This window comes from Micromonospora sp. CA-248260, assembly GCF_050942205.1.
GTDB lineage: Bacteria > Actinomycetota > Actinomycetes > Mycobacteriales > Micromonosporaceae > Micromonospora > Micromonospora antibiotica.
Genome location: NZ_CP192021.1, coordinates 2,176,185 through 2,195,735, shown reverse-complemented (window position 1 = coordinate 2,195,735; position 19,551 = coordinate 2,176,185). Strand labels below are relative to the sequence as shown.

General features: G+C 74.0%; 17 protein-coding genes. 11 read left to right on the top strand and 6 right to left on the bottom strand.

The annotated features are described in order from the left end of the window. Positions 1-77 precede the first annotated feature (77 nt). The 3 genes from ACQP2H_RS09580 (at position 78) to pseI (ending at position 3,725) form a co-directional block, all read left to right on the top strand. The gene (locus ACQP2H_RS09580; protein WP_433232180.1) at positions 78-1,403 is read left to right on the top strand and encodes a polysaccharide pyruvyl transferase family protein; all 1,326 of its coding nucleotides are present in this window, start codon (positions 78-80) and stop codon (positions 1,401-1,403) included. Between the two features lie 89 nt (positions 1,404-1,492). Next, positions 1,493-2,611, top strand: coding sequence for a glycosyltransferase family 2 protein (locus ACQP2H_RS09575; RefSeq protein ID WP_433232177.1), 1,119 nt, complete (start codon positions 1,493-1,495; stop codon positions 2,609-2,611). A 61-nt stretch (positions 2,612-2,672) separates the two neighbouring features. After that, on the top strand, positions 2,673-3,725 hold the full coding sequence (pseI, locus tag ACQP2H_RS09570) for a pseudaminic acid synthase (protein ID WP_219469228.1): 1,053 nt from the start codon (positions 2,673-2,675) through the stop codon (positions 3,723-3,725). Positions 3,726-3,771: 46 nt separating this feature from the next. Here pseI and ACQP2H_RS09565 read toward each other — a convergent pair whose 3' ends face one another. The 4 genes from ACQP2H_RS09565 to ACQP2H_RS09550 form a co-directional block, all read right to left on the bottom strand. Then, on the bottom strand, positions 3,772-4,227 hold the full coding sequence (locus ACQP2H_RS09565; RefSeq protein WP_357536076.1) for a hypothetical protein: 456 nt from the start codon (positions 4,225-4,227) through the stop codon (positions 3,772-3,774). A gap of 94 nt (positions 4,228-4,321) precedes the next feature. Next, a complete protein-coding gene (locus ACQP2H_RS09560; protein WP_208569046.1) occupies positions 4,322-5,068 on the bottom strand; it encodes an SDR family NAD(P)-dependent oxidoreductase in 747 nt (248 codons plus the stop codon). Next, on the bottom strand, positions 5,061-6,323 hold the full coding sequence (locus tag ACQP2H_RS09555) for an AMP-binding protein (RefSeq protein ID WP_433232173.1): 1,263 nt from the start codon (positions 6,321-6,323) through the stop codon (positions 5,061-5,063). The genes ACQP2H_RS09560 and ACQP2H_RS09555 overlap by 8 nt, the downstream gene beginning before the upstream one ends. Beyond that, positions 6,320-6,571, bottom strand: coding sequence for an acyl carrier protein (locus ACQP2H_RS09550; RefSeq protein ID WP_244252945.1), 252 nt, complete (start codon positions 6,569-6,571; stop codon positions 6,320-6,322). Before ACQP2H_RS09550 ends, ACQP2H_RS09555 begins: the two co-directional genes overlap by 4 nt. A gap of 124 nt (positions 6,572-6,695) precedes the next feature. Here ACQP2H_RS09550 and ACQP2H_RS09545 point away from each other — a divergent pair, with 124 nt between their 5' ends. Then, on the top strand, positions 6,696-7,172 hold the full coding sequence (locus ACQP2H_RS09545; protein WP_433232170.1) for a GNAT family N-acetyltransferase: 477 nt from the start codon (positions 6,696-6,698) through the stop codon (positions 7,170-7,172). A 167-nt stretch (positions 7,173-7,339) separates the two neighbouring features. Here the strand turns inward: ACQP2H_RS09545 and ACQP2H_RS09540 are convergent, their stop codons facing one another. After that, the gene (locus ACQP2H_RS09540) at positions 7,340-9,271 is read right to left on the bottom strand and encodes a hypothetical protein (RefSeq protein ID WP_433232168.1); all 1,932 of its coding nucleotides are present in this window, start codon (positions 9,269-9,271) and stop codon (positions 7,340-7,342) included. A gap of 359 nt (positions 9,272-9,630) precedes the next feature. On the opposite strand from ACQP2H_RS09540, the gene pseB reads away from it, so the two are divergent. From pseB to ACQP2H_RS09505, 7 genes are all read left to right on the top strand, one after another. Continuing rightward, positions 9,631-10,614: a UDP-N-acetylglucosamine 4,6-dehydratase (inverting) gene (pseB, locus tag ACQP2H_RS09535; RefSeq protein WP_219469218.1), complete on the top strand. Its 984-nt coding sequence runs from the start codon at positions 9,631-9,633 to the stop codon at positions 10,612-10,614. Further along, complete coding sequence (locus tag ACQP2H_RS09530) at positions 10,611-11,768, top strand: DegT/DnrJ/EryC1/StrS family aminotransferase (protein ID WP_219469216.1); 1,158 nt, start codon at positions 10,611-10,613, stop codon at positions 11,766-11,768. Before pseB ends, ACQP2H_RS09530 begins: the two co-directional genes overlap by 4 nt. 12 nt (positions 11,769-11,780) lie before the next feature. Continuing rightward, on the top strand, positions 11,781-12,617 hold the full coding sequence (locus ACQP2H_RS09525) for a hypothetical protein (RefSeq protein WP_219469212.1): 837 nt from the start codon (positions 11,781-11,783) through the stop codon (positions 12,615-12,617). Beyond that, positions 12,614-14,422, top strand: a complete 1,809-nt coding sequence (locus ACQP2H_RS09520; RefSeq protein WP_433232164.1) for a class I SAM-dependent methyltransferase — start codon at positions 12,614-12,616, stop codon at positions 14,420-14,422. The genes ACQP2H_RS09525 and ACQP2H_RS09520 overlap by 4 nt, the downstream gene beginning before the upstream one ends. Before the next feature lie 146 nt (positions 14,423-14,568). Next, on the top strand, positions 14,569-15,267 hold the full coding sequence (locus ACQP2H_RS09515) for a cytidylyltransferase domain-containing protein (protein WP_244252983.1): 699 nt from the start codon (positions 14,569-14,571) through the stop codon (positions 15,265-15,267). Beyond that, positions 15,264-16,355 carry a PseG/SpsG family protein gene (locus tag ACQP2H_RS09510; RefSeq protein WP_357536120.1) on the top strand — a complete coding sequence of 364 codons (1,092 nt, stop codon included), beginning with the start codon at positions 15,264-15,266 and terminating at the stop codon, positions 16,353-16,355. The genes ACQP2H_RS09515 and ACQP2H_RS09510 overlap by 4 nt, the downstream gene beginning before the upstream one ends. A 13-nt stretch (positions 16,356-16,368) precedes the next feature. Next, the gene (locus tag ACQP2H_RS09505; protein ID WP_219469209.1) at positions 16,369-17,001 is read left to right on the top strand and encodes an alpha-ketoglutarate-dependent dioxygenase AlkB; all 633 of its coding nucleotides are present in this window, start codon (positions 16,369-16,371) and stop codon (positions 16,999-17,001) included. 48 nt (positions 17,002-17,049) lie between these two features. Here the strand turns inward: ACQP2H_RS09505 and ACQP2H_RS09500 are convergent, their stop codons facing one another. Continuing rightward, on the bottom strand, positions 17,050-19,539 hold the full coding sequence (locus tag ACQP2H_RS09500; RefSeq protein WP_219469206.1) for a DNA gyrase/topoisomerase IV subunit A: 2,490 nt from the start codon (positions 19,537-19,539) through the stop codon (positions 17,050-17,052). Positions 19,540-19,551 lie beyond the last annotated feature (12 nt).

The window sequence follows — 19,551 nt, the reverse complement described above, 5'->3', positions numbered from 1 at the left end:
GTGTCGGCGCGCGCCCATGGGGCGGAACGGCGCGGCCCGTCGCAGGCACGCCCGGCGAACGAGGAACGGAGCAGAGTGTGCACCAGCGGATCCTGATGCGGGCCAAGAAGGACCCGTTCGACGTACGCGGCCCGGAGGAGGCGTACGAGGGGAACTGGATCGGGGAGAACAACGGCAACCTGGTCTTCAGTCACGCCGCGCACAAGTTGCTGCGCACCTCCACCGCGCGGATCACGTCGACCGAGTTCAAGGTCGACCTGCGCGACGCCGACCGGATCAACGAGCAGTACGACGTGTACGTCATCCCGCTGGCCAACGCGTTCCGGCGCAGCTACGCCCACCGCATCGAGCTGATGACGAAGCTGGTCGAGCGGCTGCGGATCCCGGTGGTGGTGTTCGGGGTCGGCGTGCAGACCGACGTCACCGGCGACCGGGAGTACCTGCGTCCGATCGACGACGTGGTCAGCCGGTTCGTCCGGGCGGCGCTGGAGCGGGGGCCGAGCATCGGTGTGCGGGGGGAGATCACCGCGCGGTACCTGAACACGCTGGGCTTCTCCGCCGTCGACGTGATCGGCTGCCCGTCGATGTTCCTGCACGGCGACCGGTTCCGGGTGGAGAAGTCCGCGCCGGCCCTGACGCCCGACGCCCGGGTGGCGCTGACCGTCTCCCCGTACGTCAAGTCGATGGCGAAGATCATCACCTCGCACCAGGCCCGCTACCCCAACCTGCGCTACCTCCCGCAGGACCTCAAGACGCTGGGCACCCTGCTCTACGGCGACGCCCCCGAGGACCGGGGCAAGACCAGCGCCATCCCGATGCACACCTCGCACCCGCTGTTCACGCAGGACAAGGTGCGGATGTTCCTCGACCCGTGGACCTGGATGGACTATCTCGCCGGTTTCGACTTCGCGTTCGGCACCCGGATCCACGGCACCATCACCGCGCTGGTCTCCGGCACCCCCGGCTACCTGTTCGCGCACGACTCGCGCACCCTGGAACTGGCCAGGTACTTCGACATCCCGCACCGGCTGATGAAGGACGTGCCGGCCGACGTGGACGCCGCACAGCTCTATGCCGAGGCCGACTACACCGCCCTCAACACCGGGCACCGGGCCCGCTACGAGGTGCTGCGCGCGTTCCTCGCCCGGCACGACCTGGGCAACGCGTTCGACGACGGCGACAGCGCGGCCCGGTTCGACGCGCAGGTCCGCGAGACGGTGTTCCCCCCGGCGGTCCGGCCCGCCGGGGCCACCTCGCCCGAGGAACTGCTGGCCCGCATCCAGTGGCTGCGCGACCGTAACGCGGCGCTCGGCGACGACGTGCGGGAGCTGCGGGAACAGCGGCTGCGGGCCCGGGTCAAGCGGGCGGTCGGCGCACCGGTACGGCGGATGCTGAACCGTTAACCTGCCGCTCGGCCGCTGTTCAGCAGCTCCATCTCCGCCGGATACGTCACGTTCCGTGGCCGTCCATACCCGTGCACCAGGGTGGCGGGGTGGTCAACCAGCCCGCGCCCACCCCGCTGCTCAGCGTCGTCGTCCCCGTCCACGGGGTGGAGGCGTACCTGCACCAGTGCCTCGACTCGGTGCGCACGGACGTGCCGGCCGACGCGGCGGGCGCGGTCGAGATCGTCGCGGTCGACGACGCCTCGCCGGACCGGTGCGGTGAGCTGCTGCGCGCGTACGCGGCCGAGCATCCGGGCGTACGCACGGTGCACCTGACCCGCAACGTCGGGTTGGGTCCCGCCCGCAACGCCGGCCTGGACGTGGCCGTCGGGGAGTACGTCTGGTTCGTCGACAGCGACGACTGGTTGCCGCCGGGCACCATCGCGGCGGTGCTGGACCGGCTCCGGACGCACCGCCCCGATGTGCTGATGCTCGACCACCTGCGGGTGAGCGAGGACGGCCGGCGGGAGGTGGACGCGAGCAGTCACCTGCTACGCGGCATCCCCGGGGTGGTCCGGCTGGCCGACCGACCCGGGCTGCTGCGGGTGCAGCACACCGCGTGGAACAAGGTGGTCCGCCGGGAGTTCATGGTCGACTTGGAACTGCGCTTCCACCCCGGCTGGTACGAGGACATCCCGTTCAGCAACCCGCTGCTCATCGGCGCGGAACGGATCTCCGTGCTGGACCGGGTCTGCTACCTCTACCGGCAGGGTCGGCAGGGCGCGATCACCTCCACCCGCAGCGGTCGCCACTTCGACGCCTTCGCCCAGTACGACAGGCTGTTCGACTGGGTCGCCCGCCGGTATCCCGACGAGCGGCTGCGCGGCGAGCTGTTCACTCTGATGATCAACCACATGCTGGTGGTGGTCGGCAACGACGGCCGGCTGCACCCGCACCTGCGCCGCGAGTTCTTCCACCGCATCGCCGCGCACCACCGCCGGCACCTGCCGCCGGGCGGCTACCCCCGGCCGGGCGGCGTGGCGGGGCTCAAGCACCGGCTGGTCGGCCGGGACGCCTACCTCGCGTACGCGGTGCTGCGCCAGGCGCACCGGCTGGCGGGGTGGTTGTGCCGCCCGGCCGCCGTGCCGCAACCGGTGCCGCCGGTCGTCGGGCCGTCCCACGACTCCCCCGCCGACCGGGACGCGCTCGCGGGTCGCGGCAGCCGGTGACCGGCCGGCGTCGGGGTGCCCGCCGGGACACGAGCAACGAGCACAGGAACAGGGGTCTCAGATGACGACGACAGTGAAGATCGGGCCGCACCTGGTGGGGGCCGGCGAGCAGCCGTTCGTGGTGGCGGAGATGTCCGGCAACCACAACGGTGACCTGGGGCGGGCCCTGGCGATCGTGGACGCGGTGGCGGCCAGCGGGGCGCACGCGCTGAAGTTGCAGACGTACCGGCCGGACACCATCACCATCGACGTGGACACCCCGGCGTTCCGCATCTCCGGCGGGCACGAGTTGTGGGGCGGGCAGAACCTCTACCGGCTCTACGAGCGGGCCCACACCCCGTACGAGTGGCACGGGCCGATCTTCGAACGGGCCCGGGAGCGGGGGCTGACCGTGTTCTCGTCCCCGTTCGACCCGTCGGCGGTGGAGCTGCTGGAGGGGCTGGACGTCCCGGCGTACAAGATCGCCTCGTCGGAGCTGGTCGACCTGCCGCTGATCCGGCTGGTCGCGGGCACCGGCAAGCCGCTGGTCATCTCCACCGGGATGGCCACCGTCGCCGAGATCGACGCTGCGGTGGGCACCGCCCGCGACGGCGGGGCCGGTGGCATCGTGCTGTTGGCCTGCACCGCCGCCTACCCGGCCCCACCGGCCGACAGCAACCTGCGCCGGATCCCGGTGCTGGCCGACGCCTTCGGGGTGCCGGTCGGCCTGTCCGACCACACCCCCGGCATCGGGGTGCCGGTGGCCTCGGTGGCGCTGGGCGCGTGCTTCATCGAGAAGCACGTCACCCTCGACCGGGGCGACGGCGGGGTCGACTCCGACTTCTCGCTGCACCCCGACGAGCTGGCCGCCCTGGTGGTCGAGTCGGCGCGGGCACACGCGGCGCTCGGCGGCACCGCCATCGGCCCGACCCCGGCCGAGCGGGAGGGGCTGCGGTTCCGCCGTTCCTTGTTCGTGGTGGCCGACGTCCGGGCCGGCGACGAGGTGACCGCAGCCAACGTCCGCTCGATCCGCCCGGCCGGCGGCCTGCCTCCGGTGGAGATCGCCCGGGTCCTCGGCCGCACCTTCACCACCGACGTCCCCCGCGGTACCCCGCTGAGCTGGGACCTCGTCTGACACCGCCCGCCTCCGCCCCGCGCCACCGCGCGGGGCGGGGGCGCGTTCAGGGGGCGAAGGCCACCGTGACCACCAGGTCGGCCAGGTGCAGGGTGCGCCACACCGCACGCGTGTGCGGGGGTACGGCCAGACCGTGCCGCCGCCACCAGGCGGCCACCGGTATCTCGGCCAGTTTGCACAGGCTCTCCGCCCGGGTCCAGCGGGCCCAGAAGTCGACCGGGCCGAAGCGGGCGGCCAACGCGGGCGGGACCTCGGCGGTGGCCCGTTCGGCGTCGATCGCCACCCGCCAACCTGGGGTGACCGGCCCGTACCAGCCGACGCAGCGCCCGTCGTCGAGATGGCTGCGGGTCACCGCGTACCGCAGCTCGGTGGGGGTGCCGACGCGCAGGTGCCGTTCGGCGGCGCCCAGCAGCGCCGGCACCGGTCGCAGCCCGACGTTTCCCGCCGGCCGGACCGGCGGGCCGACCGCGCGCCCCGCCTGCCCGCCCGGCCGGGTGCCCACCGACCCGACCGCACCCGAACCGGCCGACCCGGACCGGGCCGTCACGACACCGTCGCCCCGACCGCCGCCGGGCCGGTGGTCGGGGCAGGCACGGTCAGATCGAGGCAGCACCGTCGACCACGATGACCTGGCCGTTGATGTTGGTGTGCTCGCGCAGCAGCATCCGCACCACCGGTACCACCTCGGCGGGCTCGGTCAGATGCCCGGTCGGGGTGCGGCGGACGATCTGGTCGAGCTGGGTGCTGCCCAGCACGGCGGACATCTCCGAGGCGAAGAAGCCCGGCGCGACGGCGTTGACCAGCATCCGCCCGCCCAGCTCGCGGGCCAGCGACCGGGTCGCCGCGTCCATGCCGCCCTTGGTGGCCGAGTACGCCACCAGGCCGGGGAAGCCGCGCTGCGCGCAGATCGAGGTGACGTTCACGACCCGGCCGCGCCGGCCCTGCCCGAGCATCCGCCGGATCACCAGGCGGGTGAGCTGCAACGGCGCGGTCAGGTTGGTCTCGACGATCCGGGCGATGTCGGCGGTGGCGGTGTGCGTGTGCATCGAGTCCTGCCCGACGGCGGCGTTGTTGACCAGCCCGTCGATCGGGCCGAACCGCGCCTCGACCGCCCGGACGAAGCCCTGCGCCGCCGCGAGGTCGGTGACGTCCACCGCGCCGACGTGCACCCGGTCGGGGTGCGCGTCGGCCAGCTTCTCCAGCTCGGGGGTGACGCTGCGGGCGAACGCGGCCACGGTGAGCCCGGCGTCGAGCAGGTCGGTGACGATGGCCAGGCCCAGCCCCCGGGACCCCCCGGAGACGAGGACGACGGTGCTGGGTGGGACGAGCGCGGAATCAGACATCGCTCTTCAGGGTCTCCTTGACGGGGATCTCGGTCAGTAGGCGGATGCGGCGGGGCACCGCGTACTCGGGGAGCCGCTCGGCGCACCAGCGCACCAGCGCACCCTCGTCGAGCAGGGATGCCCCGTCCGGTTGGCCGGCGTCGCCCGGCGCGGTGGCGGGGACGACCTCGGCGACCACCATCCGGCCGAGCACCGGCGCGCGGCGGCCGGTCACCCGGGCCCAGGCAACCTGAGGGTGGGCGGTGAGCACGTCGCGGACCAGCCCGGCGGAGACCTTGCTGCCGCCGACGTTGATCTCGTCGGAGTCCAACCGACCGGTGATCATGACCCGGCCCTCGACGATCTGCGCCCGGTCGCCGGTGCGGACCGGGCCGTCGTGCCCGACGCCGTGGTGCGGTGAGGCGACCACCAGTTCGCCGTCGCGCAGCGAGAGGGTGGGCCGACCGGGTACGGCCTGGTCGAGCCAGTCGACCGGGAAGCCGGCCCGGCCGTCGTGCACCACGATCGACGCGCCCACCTCGGAGGAGGCGTAGATCCAGGAGATCCGGGCGGCCGGGAAGAGCGCCCGGAGCCGGTCCAGGACGGTCTGGTCGACGGGTTCGCCGCCGAGGGTGAGTTGCCGCAACGGCACCCGGGCCAGCGCCTCCGGGTCGCGGTGCAGGGTGCGCCGCCAGAAGGTCGGGGTGCCGGAGACGGCGTCCACCCCGTGCGCGGCGGCCAGCGCCGGCCAGTCGTCCAGCTCGTCCGGGTCGACCACCACCAGGTGCTGACCGGGCTGGGTCAGCGACAGGGTGACCACCTGCCACCAGGCATAACTGCCGGGGGCGTACGGGCAGAGCCAGGTCCGCTGCGGCTGGGCCGCCCGCACGGTGGTCAACGAGTCCAGGGTGTGCCCGACCCGCTTGGGCCGCCCGGTCGAACCGGACGTGAGCAGCCAGAGCCGGCCGGCCTCCGCTGCCCGCCCGGTGGCCGGCGGCACGGTCTGCGGCACCCCGTCGACGAGCACGGTGACGGCGAACCCGGCGGCGCGCAGCTCGTCCCGCATCGTCGCGTCGACCCGGGTGGGGCCCGCGAGCAGCAGTTCGGTGCCGTCGGTGGCGTGCTGCCGGGCGACGGCGAGGGCGTCGGCGGCTCCGGCGGTGAGGACCGCGCCGGGTGACGGCAGCGCCGACGCGGGCAGGTCCCGCCAGCTGCGGGGCACCCCGGCGACGACGATGCGGTTGTCCAGCCCGGCCGGCGAGGTCGCGACGGTCACTGCCGTTGGAGTTCGGCGAGGAAGTCGAGGACGTCCCCGACGGTGGCGATCCGACGCAGCCCGGGGGCGTCGAAGTTCAACTCCTCCCCGGTCTCGTCCTCCACCCGCAGCGCCAGCTCGGAAAAGTCCAGGGACCGGAAGCCGATCTCCCGCAGGTCGGCGGAGTCGTCGTCGGGCAACACCCTGCCCTGGTTCCGCACCACCTGCGCCATGAGGTCGCGGATCTGCGCGCGACTCAATTCGTTCATGCGCCGGAGTGTACAGCCCGACAATTACCTCGCCCATTTACCCGGGTAGGGTCGACCCGGGTCCACCAGGTGAATAAAAGGGGTACGAGTGTTGCGCGAGGCCACCACGGAAGACGTTAACCTGATGTTTTCCTGGCGTAATCAGGAAACCAACCGGCAGGTCAGCAAGACCAGTCACGAGATCACCCCCGCCGAGCACGCGGCGTGGTGGTCGCGGGTCCGCACCGACCCGACCCGCCGCGTGCTGGTCTATCTCCACGACGACCTGCCGGCGGGCGTGGTGACGTTCTTCGACCTCCGCCTGGACGGGCCAACCCGGTCCGGTGCCTGGGGTTTCTATCTGGATGCCGACGGGCTGGCCGAACGGGGGGCCACCCTGCCCGCCTGGCTGGGGGTGATGCGGGCGGCGGTGGACCACGCCTTCGACGTGCTCGCGCTGGACCGCCTCGACGGCGAGGTGTTGGCGCACAACACCGTCGTACGACAGATGAACCGTCGTTTCCGGTTCGTCGAGGGCACCGGGCGGCCCGAGACGGTCGACGGCCGGGAAATCACCGTCGTCCCCATTTCCCTGACCCGGGAAAATCGTCGCCGACGCTGATGTCGACAGGTGTCCGGTGACGATTCACCGACCGGCCATCCCCCGTTAACCGAATGGCGCGCCGGGCGGCGGCGGAAACGCACACGACCGGGGCGGCACCGGGTGGCGAAAGCGTGCGCCACCGCGACCCGGCACCGGGTGGCGGTGACGTGGGGGGACCACCCGGATCAGCGGCGACGCCAGGCGGCCCAGTGCTGCGCCGGGTTACCCCCCAACCGGACGAAGCCGTACCGGGTGCCGTCCCAGTCGTCCGGCTCGCCGGGTGCCCACCGGACGAGGACGACGTCCGCGTCGGCCGGCGGGTTGTCCACGAACCACCGCACGTCGGCCCAGGTGACCTGGTGGCTGAGGTTGAACCGGAGCACCCACTGCACGCCGAGCGACGCCCAGACCCGGTCGCCGGGGCGTACCCCCAGGTCGGCCACCCGGGGGGTCGGGGCGGTCGCCGCGACCATCGGCCGGACCAGCCGGTCGGTGATCACCTGCATGGTGCCGATGTTCACCACCACCAGCGCGGCGAGCACCGGCACGCGCAACCGGGGCGACCGCACGGCGGCGACCAGCAGCAGGCAGCCGGCCAGTCCGACGGCCGCGCCGGTGAACGGCCGGAACTCGCGCCAGCCCCCGGTCAGGGCCATCAGGTCGGGTGCGCCGAAGCCGCCGTAGCGCAGTTCGTGTCCCCGGCCGGCCACCCAGGCGAGCCGGGCGGCGATCAGCGTCGCCCCGGCCAGCAGCACCGCCGCCGCGACCGCCGCCCGCCGCCACCGCACCCGGGGCGTCGCGGTCACCAGCATCACCACCCCGACCAGCAGCCAGAACGGGGCGAGCATCTGCACGTAGCGGCCGTAGATGGCGTCCAGCGGTTTACCGGTGATGCCGGCCAGGATCACCGACGCTCCGGCGGCCACCCCGACGCTGGTCACCACCGCCACCCCGACCGTCCACCGGGTCGCCGCATCGTCGGCCGCCGACCCTGCTGCGACGGAGGTGCCGTCCGTGGTAGCGGCCGGCGCGGAGGCCAGGGTCGGGGCCGGAGCCGGCGCGGAGACCGGGACCGGCGCGGAGGCTGGGACCGGCGCGGAGGCTGGGACCGGCGCGGAGGCTGGGACCGCGGCCGGAGCCGGCGCGGAGGACAGTGCCGGGGCCGGGGTGGAGGACAGCGCGGCGGGACGGCGGAGCAGGAGGCGGACGGCGCCGGCCCAGGCGACACCGGCCAGGCCGAAGGTGATGACCACCAGGTACCAGAGTTGGGTGGCAACCGCCGCGCCGACCCGCAGCAGCCCCGGGCCGGAGGCGACCGCCCGGACGGTGCCGCCGCCGGGCGGGTCCCCGAGCAGGTAGACCCGGTCGCCGAGCAGCCGGATGACCGCCTCGTTGAGCAGGGCCAACGCCAGTACCGGCAGGACGGCGGCGAGCACCTGCGCCGGGCTGATCCGTCGCCGCAGGAACAGCAGCAGCACCAGACCGGCGTGCACCCCCACGATCACCAGGCCCCGCGAGTGCAGCAGGTGGAACACCCCGACCAGGGCACCGGCCCCGGTGGCGACCAGCGGGGCGGGTCGGCGTACCCACCGGTGCACGACGAGCAGCCAGGCCAGCACCAGCGGCGCCAGCACGGCGTCGATCATCGCCACGCCTGCGTAGAAGACGGTCGCCGGGAGGGTGGCCGCGACGGCGGCGGCGGCCAGGGCGACCGCGCGGCTCACCGGCACCAGCCGACGCACCAGCAGGTACGCCAGCGGCAGCACCGTCGCGTTCAGCACCGCGTTGATCAACTGCACCAGCCGGTAGCTGTCGGTGAAGTCCCGCTCCCCGAGGAACGCCGGGGAGATCAACAGCGGGTAGCCGACCCGGCGCAACGGCCCGTTCTCGCTGCTGAAGCCGCCCGGCCCACCAGCCAACGCGCGGGCGGTGTGCAGGTAGCTGTCCTCGTCGGTGTGGGCGATCGGCAGCGGCACGTGCCGGGACGACCACATCCGCCAGGCGACGCCCACCAGCCAGCCCACCACCAGCAGCACCGGCACCAGCCGACGGCCTCGACCGGCCGGCTGCCCGGGCGGGTCGGCGACCCGGGGTCCTACCTCGGTGACGGCCACCATCGTCGCCTCCTGCCTCGTCGGGGCACCCCCGTCGGCCCGCCCGGGACGCGCGACGGTCCCGGCCCGCAGGCCGGGCCGGGCGGGGCGGGCGGGGCGGGTGCCCGACCGTGGGTGTCGGATGCGCCTGCGGCGGGGGTGCCCACCGGCCGCGCCGGGCCACTGTAGCCAGCGACGTAGCCGCTGGTCAGCCGGCAGCGACCGGGTCGGCAAGTGTTCGCCTGGCGGGGGTCCGGCATTCACGGGAGCAGCGCGGTCGGTTCACCCGGGGGCGTCGGGGTGTTAACCCGACCTGGTTAGCGTCCGTCCGGTCGCCTGGCCCGAGCCGGTGGCGCACCAACCACGAGCTGGGGAGCACCAAATTGAGTGAGTTGAATGGGTCCTCCATTCTGGTCACCGGCGGGACGGGGTCCTTCGGGAAGACGTTCCTCCGGCACGTCCTCGACGTGGCCGACCCGGCCCGGGTGGTGGTGTTCTCCCGCGACGAACTCAAGCAGTACGAGCTGCGCCAGCAACTCGGCGACGACCCCCGGCTGCGCTGGTTCATCGGTGACATCCGGGACCGGCACCGGCTCACCCGGGCCATGCACGGGGTGGACCACGTGGTGCACGCCGCCGCCCTCAAGCAGGTGGACACCGCCGAGTACAACCCGTCGGAGTTCATCGCCACCAACATCACCGGTTCGCAGCACGTGGTCGACGCGGCCATCGAGGCCGGCGTCAAGAAGGTCATCGCGCTCTCCACCGACAAGGCGTCCAGCCCGATCAACCTGTACGGCGCGACCAAGCTCGTCGGCGACAAGCTCTTCGTCTCGGCCAACCACTACGCCGCCCAGCACCCCACCCGGTTCGCCGTGGTCCGCTACGGCAACGTGGTGGGCAGCCGGGGTTCGGTGGTGCCGCTGTTCCGCCGGCTCGCCGCCGAAGGCAAGAGCCTGCCGATCACCGACAAGCGGATGACCAGGTTCTGGATCACCCTGGACCAGGCCGTGCAGTTCGTGCTGGACAGCTTCGACCAGATGCAGGGCGGGGAGCTGTTCGTGCCGCGTATCCCCAGCATGCGCATCCTCGACCTGGTCGAGGCGGTCGCCCCGGACGCCACCACCCATGAGATCGGCATCCGGCCCGGCGAGAAGCTGCACGAGGAGATGATCGCCCCGGACGACAGCCGCCGGACGCTGCGCGCGAAGGACCGGTTCATCGTCCAACCGACGATCGCCACCTGGGGTTACCGGCCGCCCGTCGACTGTGAGCCGGTGCCGGACGGGTTCGCCTACCAGTCCGACGGCAACGACGAGTGGTTGAGCGTCCGGCAGCTGCGCGACATGCTGGGCATCACGGCGTGACGGCGATGCTCCCGTACGGCCGGCAGTCGATCACCGACGACGACGTCGCCGCCGTGGTCGCCACCCTGCGCAGCGACTGGCTGACCACCGGCCCGCAGGTCGACGCGTTCGAGGCGGACCTCGCGGGCTGGACCGGCGGGGCCGGCTGCGCGGCGGTCGCCAACGGCACGGCCGCCCTGCACGTCGCCTACGCGGCGGCCGGGGTGGGACCCGGCGACGAGGTGGTGGTGCCGCCGATGACGTTCGTGGCGACGGCCAGCAGCGCGGTCGCCCTCGGCGCGCGGATCGTCTTCGCCGACGTCGAGGAGGAGACGTTCACCCTGGACCCGGCGGCGGCAGCCGCGGCGACCACCGCCCGGACGAAGGTCGTCGCCGCCGTCGACTACGCCGGCCACCCGGCCGACTACGACGCCCTGCGCACCGCCCTGACCGGCTCCGACGCGCTGCTGCTGGCCGATGCGGCGCACTCCATCGGGGCCACCTACCGGGGCCGGCCGGTCGGTTCACTGGCCGACCTGACCACCTTCTCGTTCTTCCCCACCAAGAACCTCACCACCGCCGAGGGCGGCGCGGTCGCCAGCCTCGACGCTGAGCTGCTGAAGCGGGCCCGCCGGTTCCGCAACATCGGGCTGGTCCGGGAACGCGCCGAGCTGCGCGCGCCGGACGAGGGCGGCTGGCACCAGGAGGTGCACTCCTTCGGGTTGAACTACCGGCTGCCGGACGTGCTCTGCGCGCTGGGCCGCAGCCAACTGCGCCGGCTCGGCGACTTCCTCGCCGCCCGCGCCCGGCTGGTGGCCCGCTACGACGAGGCGCTGGCCGACCTGGACGGGGTGCTCACCCCGACCCGCCGGCCGTGGGCCGCCCCCGCCTGGCACCTCTACCCGGTCCGGGTCCTCGACGGCCGCCGCCGCGAGGTTTACGACCGGATGCGCGCCGCCGGCATCGGCGTCCAGGTCAACTACCTGCCGGTGCACTGGCACCCGGCCTTCGCCGACCTCGGCTACCGGCGCGGGTCCTGCCCGGTGGCCGAGTCGTTCTACGCACAGCAGCTCTCGCTGCCGTTGTACCCGGGTCTCACCGACACCGACCAGGACCGGGTGATCGACGCGCTCGGCGCGGCGCTGCGCGGCGTCACCGCGCCCACCGCCGCCTGACCGGGGGAACCGATGCACCACGCGAACCACTTCTACGGGCACGCCCACGTGCTGGCCCGCTACTGCGGGCTGGGCGACGGCCACCCGCCCCGGATCAACGGGTACGTCCAGCACGGCTGGAACATCGGCGACGGCCTCGCTCCCGGCCACCCGTACGCCGAGCGCACCCCGAGCCTGCTCTGGTCGGAGCAGACCCGGCGGCGGGCCTGGTCGGTCGGGCGGCGCAACGTGGTGGTCACCGGTGCGCCCTTCGCGTACCTGCTCGACCTGCGCCGCGACGACCCGCCGCCGGCCGCCCGGGAGGGCACCATCTGGTACCCGTTCCACGGTTGGGAGGGCCAGCACGTCAAGGGCGACCACAAGGAGCTGATCGCCCGGATCAGGGACACCGAACCCGGCCCGGTCACCGTCTGCCTCTACTGGCACGAGTACGGCATGCGCCGGGTCCGCCGGCTCTACGAGAACGCCGGCTTCCGGGTGATCTGCCACGGCTACCGGGGCCACTGGTGGCGCGACACCGACCCGCTCTTCCTCGACAAGCAGCTCACCGAGCTGCGCCGGCACGCCCGGGTGGCATCCAACCGGCTGACCAGCGCCATCTTCTACGGCATCGCCGCCGGTTGTGAACCGGCCGTCTACGGCGACCCGATGATCCTGGCCAAGGAGGACCCCACCTTCGGCGGCACCGCCCGCATCCGCCGGCAGTGGCCGCAGCTGCACGGCGAGACGGTGGACCTGCCGACCGCCGTCGACATCGCCCGCGCCGAGCTGGGCACCGACCACCGCTGCACCCCCGCCGAGCTGCGTGAGCTGCTCGGCTGGGCGCATCCCGCAGGAGGCACGAGTTGACCACTGGAACCACCGCCCCCGTCGTCCTGCCCGGTGGGGAGATGCTGGCCTGGTCCGACCTGCCGGAGCAGCGGCTGGCCGACGGCGGTCCGCTGGGCGCGTTGGCCGCGCGGGTCGTACCGGCCGGGGCCCGGGTCCTGGTGGCCGGGCCGCACGATCCGGCGTTGCTGGACCGGCTCGCCCACGCGGAGGTCACCTGTCTGCTGCGCAGCCACCCCGACGCGGTGGTGTTGACCGACCGGGCGGCCCGGGTGATCGTCGGCGGGCCGGCCGGACTCGACCCGGCCGACACGTTCGACGTGGTGCTGGCCGGGGCCGGCCTGGACGCCGTCGAGTCGGTGGAGGGCGTCCGGCTGGGCTGGGCGGGGGTGCTGGCCCGGTTGGCCGCCGCACTGCGGCCCGGCGGCACGCTGCTGCTGCGCCTGGACAACCCGCTGGGGGTGTCCCGGCTGGTCGCCACCTCCCCCTGGTACGCCGACCGGGCCGACGCGGCGTGGAGCATCGGCGGGGTGCTGGACGCCGGCCGCCCGGCCAACCGGGAGCAGCTGCGGGACCGGCTCGCCGAGGTGGGCCTGACCGCCGACGCGAGCTACGCCGCGTACCCCGATCCGGGTGCCGCGACGGCGCTGGTCGGCACCGACGCGCTGGACCGGTCACCCACCTCGGGGTTGCTCGACGCGGTGCTGCATGGTGCCTGCGCCGGTGGGTTCGCCGGCGGCGCGGTGCTCCAGGACCCGGCTCGGCTGGCGGTCGACGCGCTGCACGCCGGGCTCGGCGCGACACTGGCCCCAGGCTGGCTGGTCGTGGCCCACCGGCCCGCCGACGACGACCGGTCCGCCCACGCGGCGCTGCCGGTGGTGCTGGTGCAGACCGGCCCGCCGGGGATCGGGGTGGTCGAGGTGCACGACGGAGTCGCCGGCTGGCGCTGGGCCGTCACCGGCGGCGGGGCCGGCCGGACCCGGCCGGCGCCCTTCGCCAGCCGGGAGGCCGCCCACCGGGACCCGGCCGCGCTCACCGGGCCGGTGCCGCCGGGACGGCTGCTGCGGACCCTGCTGCTCGACGGCTGCCTGCGGCGCGACCTGGACGCCCTACGCCGGTTGCTGCGCGGCTACGCCGGGTGGCTCGCCGGGCAGGCCGACCCGGACGGACGGCTGACCGGCGCGGCGGCGCTGGCCGACCCCGACACCGTGGTCGTCGACGGGGACACCTTCGCGGTGCTCGACCCGAGCTGGCAGGCCAGCGAGCCGCTGCCCCTCGAGGTGGTGCTGGCCCGGGGGCTGTGGCGGTTCGCGGTCACCCTGCTCACCGGCGGCTACGCCCACCCGTGGCCGTCCACCGTGGACGTCGCCGGGCTGACCGTGGTGCTCGGTGGAGTCGCCGGGCACGACCTGGACCGGGCCACCGTGGACGCGGCCGTGCAGACCGAGGCGGCGGTCACCGCCGCCCTGCGCGGCCTGGACACCGACGGGCGCGGGGCGCTCGCCACCGAACTGCGGGCGGTCACCCCCACCGACCCGCCCGCCGGGCCGCGCAGCTACCAGCAGATGCGGGAAGCCTGGGTACGCCAGCGGGAGGAGCTGACCCGGCTGGCGGCCCTGCTGAAGTGGACCGAGGAGCTGCTCACCTCGCGGGAACGGGCGCTACGTCGCGCCGACGCCACGATCAACCTGCTCAGTGGCTCGCTCAGCTACCGGGTGGGCCGGCTGGCCATCACCCCCGCCCGGCTGGCCAAGCGGGGTGCCCGGGCGGCGAAACGGCGGGCCCGTGAGGCGCTCGGCCCCAAGCCGCCGGAGGAGCAGCAGTGACCGCCCCGCACACCCCACCGGGATGCCGGCCCGGCGGCGCCGGCGTCCCGACGACGGGCCGGCCCGGCCACGCCGACCTCGTCGGACCCGACGCGGTCGCACCGGTCGGCTCCGACCTGCGGATCGTCGGGATCGTGCAGGCCCGGATGGGTTCGTCGCGGCTGCCCGGCAAGGTGCTGCGTCCGCTGGCCGGGCGCAGCGTCCTCGGCCGGGTGGTCCGGGCCGCCCGGGACAGCGGGGTCCTCGCCGACCTGGTGGTCGCCACCAGTGTCGACCCGGTCGACGACGCGGTGGTCGCCGAGTGCGCGCGGCTCGACGTGCCGGTGCACCGGGGACCGGTGGACGACGTGCTGAGCCGGTTCGTCGGCGCGCTCGACGCCCACCCCGGCGACGCCGTCATGCGGTTCACCGCGGACTGCCCGCTGCTCGACCCGGAGATCGTCTCCCTGGTGGCGGCGGTCTACCGGGCCGTCCCCGGGCTCGACTACGCCAGCACCTCGATCGCCCGTACCCTGCCCCGGGGGTTGGACGTGGAGATCATCCGGGCGGACGCGCTGCGTACCCTGGACCGGCTCGCCGTCGAGCACCACCGGGTGCACGTCACCTCCTGGGCGTACGCCCATCCGGAGCTGTTCCGGGTGCTCGGGGTGACCCTCACCCCGGACCGGTCGACGCTGCGGCTCACCCTCGACACCGACCAGGACTGGGCGCTGGTCAGCGCGGTCGTCGACCACTTCGGCGACGTCAGCGTGCCGCTGGCGAAACTCGCCGACTGGTTGGACGGGCGGCCCGACCTGCGTACCCTCAACTCCTCGGTACGCCAGAAGCGGCTGGAGGAGTCCTGAAGCCACCACGGATCGGGTTGCGCTGCGACGCCGGCCCGCGTACCGGCGTCGGGCACCTGGTGCGCTGCCTGGCCCTCGGCGAGGAGTTCCTGGCCCGGGGTGCCCGGGTCGAGCTGTTCGGGACCGTCGAGCGGGTCGGTTGGGCCGCCGACCGACTGACCGCGCGCGGCATCCCGGTCCACCCCGGTCCGGGCACCCCCGCCGGGCTGGTCGAGGCGGCCCGCGCGCACGCCCTGGACGCGCTGGTGCTCGACTCGTACGAGCTGGACCCGGCGGGGGCCGGGGCGCTGCGGGCGGCCGGCGTGGTCACCCTGGCCATCGTCGACGGCGACACCCGGGGCCAGGACGCCGACCTCTACCTGGACCAGAACTTCGGCGCGGACACCGCCGGCACGCACGGCACCGGCGGCACGGGCACCGGCGGCGGCCGGTTGCTGGCCGGGGTGCGGTACGCGCTGCTGCGCGACGCGGTGACCGCCGTCCGGCCGCCGGCCCCACCGCCGGCCACCCCGACGGACCGACCCCGGGTGCTGGCCTTCTTCGGCGGCACCGACGCCGTCGGGGCGGCCCCGGTGCTGGCCCGGGTGCTGCTCGGCACCGGCCACCCGATGGAGCTGACCGTGGTGGTCGGGCGGCCGGAGATCGAGGCCGAGCTGACGCGGGTCGCCACCGGGCGGGGGCAGTCGCTGCACCTCCTCGCGCCCACCGACACGTTGCCCGCGCTGATCGGCGCGGCCGACCTGGTGGTCAGCGCCGCCGGCACCTCCACCTGGGAACTCTGCTGTCTGGGTGCGCCCGCCGCGCTGGTCTGCGTGGTGGACAACCAGCGTGACGCGTACCGCCGGGTGGTGGCGCACCGGCTCGCCGCCGGCCTCGGTGAACTGCCGGACCTGGTCGCGCCGGGGCTGGCCGGTCGGGCCGCACGGGCCGACGCGGGCCGCACGCTGCGCGCCCTGCTGGCGTCCCCGCAGCGTCGGGCGGCGCTCGCGGCCCGCGCCTGGGCCACCGTCGACGGGCGCGGCCGGGCCCGGGTGGCCGACGCCGTCCTCACCCGGATCGCCGATCGTACGGGTGTACTAAACCCCTGATAGGGTGCCGGGTATGTCGCAGGCCGCCTACCAACCGTCGATGCTCGACCTCACCGACGCCGGCCCGACACTGACCCCGCTGGCCGGGCTGCGCCGCCGGGTGCTCACCCGGGGCGCCTGGGTCGACCACCTGCCGGGCTGGGTGCACGGCTCCGACACGGTCCTCGACGCCCTGCGCACCGGGGTCCCCTGGCGGGCCGAACGCCGCACCATGTACGACACCGAGGTCGACGTCCCCCGCCTGCTCTGCTGGTACGGCCCCGACCGCCCGCTGCCGCACCCGCTGCTCACCGCGGCCCGCACGGCGCTGAGCCGGCACTACGCCGCCGAGCTGGGCGAGCCGTTCGTCACCGCCGGCATGTGCCTCTACCGCGACGGGCGGGACAGCGTCGCCTGGCACGGCGACACCATCGGCCGCTCCGCGCACACCGACACGATGGTGGCGATCGTGTCCTTCGGCTCGCCCCGCCCGCTGCTGCTGCGCCCCCGGGGCGGCGGCGACACGCTACGTTTCCCGCTCGGCCACGGCGACCTGGTGGTGATGGGCGGTTCCTGCCAGCGCACCTGGGAGCACGCCGTGCCCAAGACCACCCGCCCGGTCGGCCCCCGGGTCAGCGTCCAGTTCCGCCCGGTCGACGTCGCCTGACGCCGACCGGGCGACCGGCCGTCAGCCCTCACGACGGCCGGGCCGGACTCAGTCGCGTTCGATGAGGTGACCGACGACGGTCGGGCCGAGCATGACGGCGAAGCCGGACCCGTCGCGGCGCGGATCGGCCGGCGGCAGCTCCACCGGGTCACCGGTCGCCGTCGCGCCCACCGGCCGCGCCCCGATCCAGGCCACCACCAGGTCCGTCTCCCCCTTGAGGAAGCGCTGCGCCCGCACCCCGGCGGTCGCCCTGCCCTTCGCCGGGTACGACGCGAACGGCGTCACCTTGACCGTGGCCCCGGTGGAGGTGACCACCATCGGCTCCCCGTGCGCGGCGTCGTCGGTGCGGATCGCGCCGAAGAACACCACCCGGGCACCCGCCGGCAGGTTGATCCCGGCCATCCCGCCGCCCTTGGGCCCCTGCGGGCGGATCAGCGTGGCGGCGAACCGCAGCAGGGCCGCCTCGCTGGTGACGAAGGCCAGGGTCTCGGTGTCGTCGGCCAGCCAGGTCGCCCCCACCACCTCGTCGCCCGTGCGCAACGAGATCACCTCGAACTCGTCCGAGCGGACCGGCCACTCCGGGGCGCAGACCTTGACCACGCCCTGCCGGGTGCCCAGCGCCAGCCCCGGGGAGCCCTGCGCGGTGGGGCCGAGCGGGGCCAGACCGATCACCGTCTCCCCTGCCGCCAGCGGAACGATCTCGGCGGCGGCCATGCCACCGCGCAGCGACACCGTGCCGGCCTGCTCGGGCAGCACCGGCAGCGGCAACACGTCGACCTTGAAGGCCCGGCCGGCGCTGGTGACCAGGAGCACCCGCCCCCGGGCCGTGGTGTGCACGACGGCGCGTACGGTGTCGTGTTTGACCCGGCCGTTGCGGCGACGCCCCTCGGACGCCTCCTCGGACTCGGCGGCCGTGCGGGCGACCAGCCCGGTCGCCGAGAGGATCACCTGACACGGGTCGTCGGCCACCTCCAACGGCCCGGCCGGCACCGACGCGGCGAGCACCTCCTTGAGGTCCCCGTCGACCAGGGTGGTCCGCCGCGACCCGGAGAACTGCTTCACCACGGCGGCCAACTCGTCGGAGACGACCTTGCGCAGCACCTTCGGGTCGTCGAGGATCTTGGACAGCTCGGCGATCTCCCCGCGCAGCTTGTCCTGTTCGGCCTCCAGCTCGATCCGGTCGTACTTGGTCAACCGGCGCAGCGGGGTGTCGAGGATGTAGGTCGCCTGGATCTCGGAGAGCTTGAACTTCTGCATCAGGCCGTCCTTGGCGGCCTGGGCGTCCTCGCTGGCCCGGATCAGCTTGACCACCCGGTCGATGTCGAGCAGTGCGACCAGCAGTCCGTCGACCAGGTGCAGCCGTTCCTGGCGCTTACGCCGCCGGTATGCGCTGCGCCGGGTCACCACCTCGTAGCGGTGGGCCAGGAACACCTCCAGCAGCGCCTTCAACCCCAGGGTGCGCGGCTGGCCGTCGACCAGCACCAGGTTGTTGATGCCGAAGGACTGCTCCAGCGGGGTGAGCCGGTAGAGGTCGGCCAGCAACGCCTGCGGGTTGACCCCGACCTTGCACTCGACGACCAGCCGGGTGCCGCTCTCCCGGTCGGTGAGGTCCTTGACGTCGGCGATGCCGGTGAGCCGCTTGGTCTTGTTCACCTCGTTGGTGATCGCCGCGATGACCTTCTCCGCGCCGACGCCGTAGGGCAACTCGACCACGGTGATCGCCTGCCGCCCCCGGCTGCCCTCCAGCGGGCCGATCTCGACCCGGCCGCGCATCCGCACCACGCCGCGCCCGGTCTCGTACGCCCGGCGCACCTCGTCCAGGCCGAGCAGCAGACCGCCGGTGGGCAGGTCGGGGCCGGGGACGAACTCCATCAACCGGTCGAGGTCGGCGTCCGGGTGGTTGATCAGCCAGCGGGCGGCGGAGACCACCTCGCCGAGGTGGTGCGGGATCATGTTGGTCGCCATCCCGACCGCGATCCCGGACGCGCCGTTGACCAGCAGGTTGGGGAAGGCGGCGGGCAGCACGGTCGGCTGGGTCAGCGAGCCGTCATAGTTGGGTTCGACGTCGACGGTGTCCTCGCCCAGCTCACCGACGAGCAGCATCGCCTCCCGGGAGAGGCGGGCCTCGGTGTAGCGCGCGGCGGCCGGACCGTCGTCCGGGGAACCGAAGTTGCCGTGCCCGTCGATCAGCGGGGTGTTCAGGGAGAAGTCCTGGGCGAGCCGGACCATGGCATCGTAGATCGCCGTGTCGCCGTGCGGATGGTACTTGCCCATCACATCCCCGACGATCCGGGCAGACTTCACGTGCCCCCGGTCGGGGCGGTGGCCCTGCTCGTGCATCGACCACAGGATGCGGCGGTGCACCGGCTTGAGGCCGTCGCGGGCGTCGGGCAGGGCGCGGGAGTGGATGACCGAGAAGGCGTACTCCAGGTAGGAGTCGGAGACCTCGGTGACCAGCGGGTTGTCGAAGACCCGCGCGCCGGCCTGGTCGAAGGCGGACAGGTCCACCTTGGCGCGGTCGTCCTTACGGCGTGCCATCGTTCAGCTCTC

Excerpts from the sequence above, each read along its gene's own strand:
- pseI (WP_219469228.1), top strand. The coding sequence starts at position 2,673 with ATGACGACGACAGTGAAGATCGGGCCGCACCTGGTGGGGGCCGGCGAG.
- ACQP2H_RS09560 (WP_208569046.1), bottom strand. The coding sequence starts at position 5,068 with ATGTCTGATTCCGCGCTCGTCCCACCCAGCACCGTCGTCCTCGTCTCC.
- ACQP2H_RS09550 (WP_244252945.1), bottom strand. The coding sequence starts at position 6,571 with ATGAACGAATTGAGTCGCGCGCAGATCCGCGACCTCATGGCGCAGGTG.
- ACQP2H_RS09545 (WP_433232170.1), top strand. The coding sequence starts at position 6,696 with ATGTTTTCCTGGCGTAATCAGGAAACCAACCGGCAGGTCAGCAAGACC.
- ACQP2H_RS09540 (WP_433232168.1), bottom strand. The coding sequence starts at position 9,271 with ATGGTGGCCGTCACCGAGGTAGGACCCCGGGTCGCCGACCCGCCCGGG.
- ACQP2H_RS09525 (WP_219469212.1), top strand. The coding sequence starts at position 11,781 with ATGCACCACGCGAACCACTTCTACGGGCACGCCCACGTGCTGGCCCGC.
- ACQP2H_RS09515 (WP_244252983.1), top strand. The coding sequence starts at position 14,569 with ATGGGTTCGTCGCGGCTGCCCGGCAAGGTGCTGCGTCCGCTGGCCGGG.
- ACQP2H_RS09505 (WP_219469209.1), top strand. The coding sequence starts at position 16,369 with ATGTCGCAGGCCGCCTACCAACCGTCGATGCTCGACCTCACCGACGCC.
- ACQP2H_RS09500 (WP_219469206.1), bottom strand. The coding sequence starts at position 19,539 with ATGGCACGCCGTAAGGACGACCGCGCCAAGGTGGACCTGTCCGCCTTC.